The 6,810-nt window shown below is 68.8% G+C and carries 7 protein-coding genes and 1 tRNA gene; 1 reads left to right on the top strand and 7 read right to left on the bottom strand.

Annotation, left to right across the window (positions count from 1 at the left end; all coding sequences use genetic code 11):
* The 7 genes from FFK22_RS40310 to FFK22_RS40340 all read right to left on the bottom strand — a co-directional run.
* Positions 1 to 1,842: S-layer family protein (locus FFK22_RS40310; RefSeq protein ID WP_221939250.1), on the bottom strand; the 1,842-nt coding region annotated here is incomplete at its 3' end.
* Positions 1,843 to 2,371: 529 nt separating this feature from the next.
* Entirely contained in the window at positions 2,372 to 3,640 is a 1,269-nt protein-coding gene (locus tag FFK22_RS40315; protein ID WP_138892608.1) for an adenylate/guanylate cyclase domain-containing protein, read from the bottom strand.
* Complete coding sequence (locus tag FFK22_RS40320; protein ID WP_138892609.1) at positions 3,630 to 4,019, bottom strand: gamma-butyrobetaine hydroxylase-like domain-containing protein; 390 nt, start codon at positions 4,017 to 4,019, stop codon at positions 3,630 to 3,632. Before FFK22_RS40320 ends, FFK22_RS40315 begins: the two co-directional genes overlap by 11 nt.
* 4 nt (positions 4,020 to 4,023) lie before the next feature.
* A complete protein-coding gene (locus FFK22_RS40325) occupies positions 4,024 to 4,191 on the bottom strand; it encodes a Trm112 family protein (RefSeq protein WP_373683776.1) in 168 nt (55 codons plus the stop codon).
* A gap of 92 nt (positions 4,192 to 4,283) precedes the next feature.
* On the bottom strand, positions 4,284 to 4,943 hold the full coding sequence (locus tag FFK22_RS40330) for an LON peptidase substrate-binding domain-containing protein (protein ID WP_138892611.1): 660 nt from the start codon (positions 4,941 to 4,943) through the stop codon (positions 4,284 to 4,286).
* Complete coding sequence (gene trxA, locus FFK22_RS40335; protein WP_138892612.1) at positions 4,940 to 5,857, bottom strand: thioredoxin; 918 nt, start codon at positions 5,855 to 5,857, stop codon at positions 4,940 to 4,942. The genes FFK22_RS40330 and trxA overlap by 4 nt, the downstream gene beginning before the upstream one ends.
* Positions 5,858 to 5,917: 60 nt before the next feature.
* Positions 5,918 to 6,529 (bottom strand): prolyl-tRNA synthetase associated domain-containing protein, encoded by a 612-nt coding sequence (locus tag FFK22_RS40340; RefSeq protein ID WP_138892613.1) that lies wholly within the window; start codon positions 6,527 to 6,529, stop codon positions 5,918 to 5,920.
* A gap of 167 nt (positions 6,530 to 6,696) precedes the next feature.
* On the opposite strand from FFK22_RS40340, the gene FFK22_RS40345 reads away from it, so the two are divergent.
* Positions 6,697 to 6,771: transfer RNA gene (locus FFK22_RS40345), tRNA-Gly, on the top strand.
* Positions 6,772 to 6,810 lie beyond the last annotated feature (39 nt).

A 6,810-nucleotide genomic window follows, 5' to 3' on the forward strand; every position in this document is an offset into this window, starting at 1 on the left:
GTCGCCATCGGCATTGAGCGAGACGGTGCCGTGCAGCGCCGAGCCGCCGGTCAGGGTGACGGTGTCGCCGTCGATGTCGCCGGCGCCGGCGAGGATCAGGGACTTGGCGACGGTGAGCGGGGTGTCCTCGTCGGTGCTCTGGTCGGCGACGGTGCCGGCGGTCGGGCCGTCATTGACCCCAGTGATGGTGATGGTGACGGTCGCGGTGCTCTGCGCCCCCGCGCTGTCCTGCATCGTGTAGGTGAAGGTGTCGGTCGTCGTGGCGCCGGCGGCCAGGCTCTGGAAGGCCGTGCCCGGGTCGTAAACCACGTTGCCGTCGCCATTGATGCTGACCGAGCCCAGCGCGCCCGTGCCGTTCACCGAGACCAGGGTCTTGGTGTCGCCGGAATCCGGGTCGGTGTCGTTGGCGAGCAGGCTCGCCGCCGTCAGGATCACGGGGCCGCCGTCTTCCACCGCGGTGCCGGTGTCGGCAACGGCAGTGGGCGCGGCATTCGGCACGTGGGTGCCGGCGCTGTCGATGACGGTCTCGATGCCTTGCGAGAACAGCTGCTGTATCTGCGCCGCGGTGAAGGCGGCACCAGTCAGGGTGACGCTGTCGCCGCCCCCCGCCCCATGGATCAGCAGCGCTGTGGCGACGTTGCCGGTGGTGAAGGCGGTGCCGGCGGCGTTGGTCGTCGTGATCTGCTCGATGCTGGTGAGGGTCTTGCCGGTGAGGTCGAGCGCGGCGCCGCTGGTGGTCAGCGTGTCGTTGCCGGACCCGCCGTCCAGGGTTGTCACACCTCCGAGCCCTCCGGCGCCGGCGGAGAAGATGTCGTTGCCGCTGCCGGTCCGGATGATCTCGATCGCGCTCTGGGTGTCGGTGCCGACGCCCGTGCCCGTCACCGTTCCGGCCGAGAGGTCGACCGTCAGGGCATTGGTCGAGGCCGCATAGGTGACGGTGTCGGTGCCGGCACCGCCGATGAAGGCATTGCTGGCGCCGTTTGTGACATTCGCGGTGATGGTGTCGTTCAGCCCCGTGCCGACGATGTCTTCGATGCTGCTGAGGGTGTCGGTGTTGCCGAAGCTGTCGGTCGCGCTTCCGGTGGCGAGGTTGACCGTGACGGCGCCGGAGCCCCCGTCCTGGCTGTAGTCGGCCGTGTCGGTACCGCCATTACCGCTCAGCGTGTCATTGCCGCTGCCACCGACCAGAGTATCATTGCCGGACCCGCCGTTCAGCTGATCCGTGCCGATGCCGGCGATGAGCGTGCTGCCGGCAGCGGCGGCGGTGAGCGTGTCGTTGCCGCTGCCGGTCCTGACGATCTCGATCGAGGTGAGCGTGTCGGTGCCGATACCGGTCCCCGTGGCCGAGCCGGTGCCCAGATTGACCGTCAGGGCGTTGGACGAGGCCGAATAATCGACCGTGTCGGTGCCGGCGCCCCCGTTGAAGCTGTTGTCCGTGAAGTTCGAGACATTGGCGACGATGGTGTCGTTCAGCGCAGTGCCGATGATGTTTTCGATGCTGCTGAGCGTGTCGGTGTTGCCGAAGCTGTCGGTCGCAGTCCCGGTGGCGAGGTTGACCGTGACGGCGCCCGAGCCGCCATCCTGGCTGTAGTCCACCGTGTCAGTGCCGCTGCCGCCATTCAGGCTATCGTTGCCGGCCCCGCCGATCAGCGTGTCGTTCTGGCTTTCGCCGTTGAGGCTGTCGTCCCCATCTCCGCCATAGACGACGTCGTCGCCGTTCCCGGCATTGATCGTGTCGTTGCCGGTGCCGTTGGGCGAGGTGGTCGACCCGCCATAGATCGTGTCAGTGGTACCGGTCCCGGAAATAGTTTCGTTTCCGGACGTGCCAAAGAGTGTCGCCATGAAAAAATGCCTCCCCATCAGTATGGCAATGGATTCGTCAACGGCTGGTTGGAATCCTGGGCGATAAGATCATCTGACTTCCGGCAATCGTGGGCACGAGAAGTAGCTCGACGTTCCGGATCGATGCACAGAACGCAGTTGAGCGACGGTGTCTTAGTCTGAGTATGTGATCTGCCAGCCGACGGGATGGTGGCTGACTTTTCAGAGTTTCATTTGTTTAGATGAATATCGAACATAGGACTGCCTCCAAGGCATCAGGTTCCTGCATGAATATGATTATATGATCCGATTCTAGAGTACCGCTCTGATATCAGACTATAATCATAAAAGTTATTTCGAATTTTATGTTTCCCATAAGCTGCTATTCGAAGTCAACTACGCCCTATGGCGTAGCCGGCTATCAAATCCGTCATCTGCCATCTCGGCTTCGCGGCGCGCTCCAGCTCGCCTCGCAGATTGTCGAAGCCGGAAGACGCCGGGGCGCTCTGGCCCGCTCGCCGCGGCGGCTGTCATCCGAGGAGCCGCGCCCTCAGGCCGGGGTGAACACCTCGACGGGGGCGCGCACGCCGCGCAAGGTCTGCAGGCCGAGGCAGCGGAACAGCTGCGGCGCCGCCAGCGCCTCGACGAAGCGGCGGCTGACCACCATCGGCACGCCCAGCACGCCGCACAGATTCTCCAGCCGGGCGGCCTCGTTCACTGCCGGGCCGATGATGGTGAAGTCCAGCCGCTGGCCCGAGCCGACATTGCCGTAAAGCACGTCGCCGACATGCAGCGCCACGTCCAGCGTCATCACCGGAACGCCCGCTTCGGCGCGCCGGACATTGATCGCGGCGATCCGCTGCAGCGCCTCGGCCGCGGCGGCCAGCGCCCGGCCGCAGGTCCCGGCCGGGTCGTCCTCGGCGAAGGCGAAGGTGGCCAGCAGGCCGTCGCCCATGAATTTCAGCACCTGCCCGCCGCGGTCCTCGACCGGCGTCGCCAGCGCGTCGAGATAATCGTCCAGCATGGCAACCAGCTGGTCCTGCGGCAGGGCATCGGCCAAAGCGGTGAAGCCGCGCAGGTCGCCGACCAGGATCGCGGCCGAGATGGTCTCGACCGAGCCGCGGCGGATCTCGCCATGCAGCACCCGCCGGCCGACATCGCGGCCGAGATAGGTGATCAGCACGGTGCGGAAGGCGGCGAGGTCGATGCCGGCGCGGATGGCGGCGCCGAACACCGGCATCAGGTCGTCGAGCGCTCGCACCTCGGCCGTGGTGAAGCCGCCGGGCCGGTCGGTCGCCAGGGTGACCGAGGCGCCGGTGCGCAGCGGGTGCAGCGTGCCGTCGAAGCCGAAGGGGATGATGAAGCAAAGGTAGTCGGTGGCGCCGGCGGCGTGCAGCTCGGCGAGAATCGGATAGCGCTCCACCCCTTGGCCCTGCTCCAGCCGGTAGCGGGTCAGCGGTACGATGTCCTCGGCCTGGGCGGTGGCCGGATCCATCGCGGCCTCTCGCGCGGCGAGGACGGCGTCGTAGATCGGGCTGGGGCTGGACATGTTGCCCCAGGAGCCGTGGCCGTACGCCTCGCTTTCCCGGCCGCCGTCGCGGGTCCAGGTCAGGCCGAACGCCTCGATGTCGGGATGCAGGGTGGTGGCCGAGAGATAGGCCCGCCACAGCGGGATGCCGGCTGCCAGCAGGCCGTCGGCGAAGCCGCAGGCGACGTCCTGCACCGGCCCGGCCATCAGCGCCTGGTTGCCCAGCCAGCGCCGCAGGCCGGCCAGGGCGGCGGCGGTTGCGGCGGGCAGGGCGTCGGCCCTATCGGTCACGCGACAGGCCGCGCGCCTCCAGCGCGGCGAGATAGGCCCGCCACAGCTCGTCCTGCCGGGTGGCCAGCTCGTGCAGCCAGGTCCAGGAATAGAGCCCGGTGTCGTGGCCGTCGTCGAACACCAGCCGAATGGCGTAATGGCCGACCGGCTCGACCGCGGTGATGGCGACGTTGCGCTTGCCGCCGACGATGGTCTTCTGCGACGGGCCGTGGCCCTGGACCTCGGCCGACGGGCTCTCGACCCGCAGCAGCTCGGCCGACAGGGTGACGTGCAGCCCGTCGTCGAAGCGCAGCTCCAGCACCCGCTCGGCCCGCTTCAGCCGGATCTCGACCGGCCGGGCGGCGCTGCCGGTCAAAGGCGGGCTGCCCATGGCGGACATGGGATCAGCGCCGCGCGTCGGGGTCGAGCGGCCGGGCCTCGTCGATCAGCATGATCGGGATGCCGTCGCGGATCGGATAGGCCAGCCGCGCCTGGTCCGAGATCAGCTCCTGCGCGCGGGCGTCGTAGCGCAGCAGCGACTTGGTCAGCGGGCAGACCAGCATCTCGAGCAGCCGCGGATCGACCCCGGTGGGGGGCGGGTTGCCGGGGGCAGCGACGCTGTCGGAGGTATCGGTCATGGCACGGGGTCCGGGAACAGGGGCCGTCAGTGGCGCACGTGGCCGGCATGGCCGCCATGGATCGCCATCCGGATGATCGATAGCATGACTTGGGTGCGCTCGCAGAGATCCTTCGCTTCGAGCAGCGCCTGCTTCTCCTGCGGCTCGAACGGGCAGATCATGGCCAGCGAGGTGACCAGGCGCTCATCCGGGGTCTGGCCGATCGCCTCCCAGTCGGCGGACAGGCCGGCGATGCGGAAATACTCGGTCAGGGCATGGTCCAGCCCGGCGCGGTCGATCTCGGCCGGGGGCGGTCCGGCCATGTCGGCGGCGAAGCCGGTCCAGCCCGGCCGCACCCGGCGATAGCCGCGCCGCTCCTCCAGCTCCTCATCGACCCGGAACCGGCACAGCCCGGTCAGGGTGATCAGGTAGCGGCCGTCATCGGTCTCGTCGAAGCTGGTGATCCGGCCGGCGCAGCCGACGGCGTAGAGCGGCGGCGGGGCCGCGCCCCAGCTGCCGGGGCGCGGCTGGATCATGCCGATCAGCCGGCCGCCGGCCAGCGCATCCTCGACCATGGCGAGGTAGCGCGGCTCGAAGATGTTGAGGGGCAGGAGGCCGCGCGGCAGCAGCAGCACCCCGGGCAGGGGGAAGACCGGCAGGTCGGTGCCGAGGTCCTCGAAGCCGGGCGCGCGCGGCCCCGTTTTCATGAAAACAGGAGCGAGGACAACCGACGCCGGCCGGACAGGGTCAGGGGGTCGGTCGGGCCCAGCGCCTCGAACAGCTTGACCAGCTGCTTGCGCGCCGCCTGCTCGTTCCACTCGCGGTCGCGACGGAACAGCTCCAGCAGCTCGTCCATCGCCTCTTCGCGCTGGCCGGCGCCGTAGAGGGCGGTCGACAGCTCCAGGCGCGCCTCGTGGTCGTTCGCGTTGGCCTCCAGGCGCTGGCGCAGCCCGGCCAGGCCGGCGATGGCGACGGCGCTCTGCTCGGCCAGTTCCAGCGCGGTCCTGGCCGCGGCGATGTCGGCGTGGCGCGCCATCTCCGGCGTCACGCTGTCCAGGAACTGCTTGGCCTGCTCGATCTCGCCCAGCGCGATCAGGCAGCGGGCCAGGCCGGCCGCGGCGGCGGCGCTGTCCGGGGCATGTGCCAGGACATGCTGGTAGATGCCGGCGGCTTCCTCGACGTTGCCGCTGTCGAGCACGGTCTTGGCCTCGGCCAGCAACTCGTCGACATGGTCGTGGGAATCATGTCCGGCCAGCTGCACCAGCTTGTCGATGAAGCTCTTGACCTGGCTCTCCGGCACCGCGCCCATGAAGCCGTCGACCGGCCGGCCCTGGTAGAAGGCATAGACCGTCGGCACCGACTGGATGCGCAGCTGCGCCGCCAGCGCCTGGTTCTGGTCGATGTCGACCTTGACCAGCCGGACCTTGCCGCCGGCGGCCTGGACCTGCTTCTCCAAGAGCGGCCCCAGCGTCTTGCACGGGCCGCACCAGGTGGCCCAGAAGTCGACGACGATCGGCACCTCCATCGAGGCCTCGATCACGTCGGCGCGGAAGCCGGCGGTGTTGCTGTCCTTGATCACCGGTACGGCGCCGCCGGAAGCGGCATTGAGAAGGGCGTCCATGGCGTTGTCCCAGGTCTGGTATTGATCTGTGCCGAAGGCCGGCGGCGGCAAGCGGCGGGGTCAGCCGCCGGCCGGCGCGTCCTCCGCCGGTGGCGTGACGGTCGCCGGCTCCGCCGGCAGGGTGACGGGGTCGAGATCGACGATATGGGGTTCGTGGCCGCAGCTGGCAATGAAGCCGAGCAGGCGGGACGGCTCGATCGCCGTCGTCATGGTGTTGACCAGCGGATGGAAGTGCAGGGTGCCGTGCCGCATCATGTCGGCATCCAGCACGATCGTGACCTGCCGGGCGCCGTCGTTGATGATGGCGAAGGGCGTGACCGAGCCGGGGGTGACGCCGAGCGCCTCCATCAGCCGGTCGGGCGACCCGAAGGACAGCCGGCCGGCGCCCAGCAGCTCGCCCAGCGCCTTCAGGTCGACCCGGCGCTCCTCCTCGCAGACGACGAGCCAGGCCTGGCCCTTCTTGTTGCGCAGGAACAGGTTCTTGGAGTGCCAGCCGGGCAGCAGGCCGCGCAGGTGCCGTGATTCTTCGACCGTGAACACGGCCTCGTGCTCATGCGTCGAGACCTCGATGCCGAGCGAGCGCAGCCGCGCGAACAGGTCGGCGGGGGTCGCGCAGGGGCGGGCTGCGGCGGCCAGGGACGAGTCGGGGGCGGTGCTGTCGGGTGTGGTCATGGCCCGGTGTTATACGAGGCTGCGGCCGCGCTTCCAAGCCCGCCCCGGCCGACATCCGGCGGCACCTCGGTCGAGCGCGCAAAATTTCCGCATTTAGGTGCTTGCAAATCCCGCGGCATCGGATATAACCCGCCACCTCGACGGCGCTGCGGCGCCGCGGCGCCAGAGCGGGCGTAGCTCAGGGGTAGAGCACAACCTTGCCAAGGTTGGGGTCGAGGGTTCGAATCCCTTCGCCCGCTCCAGTTTTTCGCAGGAAAATCAGTGGCTTAGCAGGCGCCCTC

The organism is Mycobacterium sp. KBS0706 (assembly GCF_005938675.2).
GTDB lineage: Bacteria > Pseudomonadota > Alphaproteobacteria > DSM-16000 > Inquilinaceae > Inquilinus.

Coding starts and splice junctions, on each gene's coding strand:
- FFK22_RS40320 (WP_138892609.1), bottom strand. CDS start 4,019: ATGTCCGCCATGGGCAGCCCGCCTTTGACCGGCAGCGCCGCCCGGCCG.
- FFK22_RS40330 (WP_138892611.1), bottom strand. CDS start 4,943: ATGAAAACGGGGCCGCGCGCGCCCGGCTTCGAGGACCTCGGCACCGAC.
- trxA (WP_138892612.1), bottom strand. CDS start 5,857: ATGGACGCCCTTCTCAATGCCGCTTCCGGCGGCGCCGTACCGGTGATC.
- FFK22_RS40340 (WP_138892613.1), bottom strand. CDS start 6,529: ATGACCACACCCGACAGCACCGCCCCCGACTCGTCCCTGGCCGCCGCA.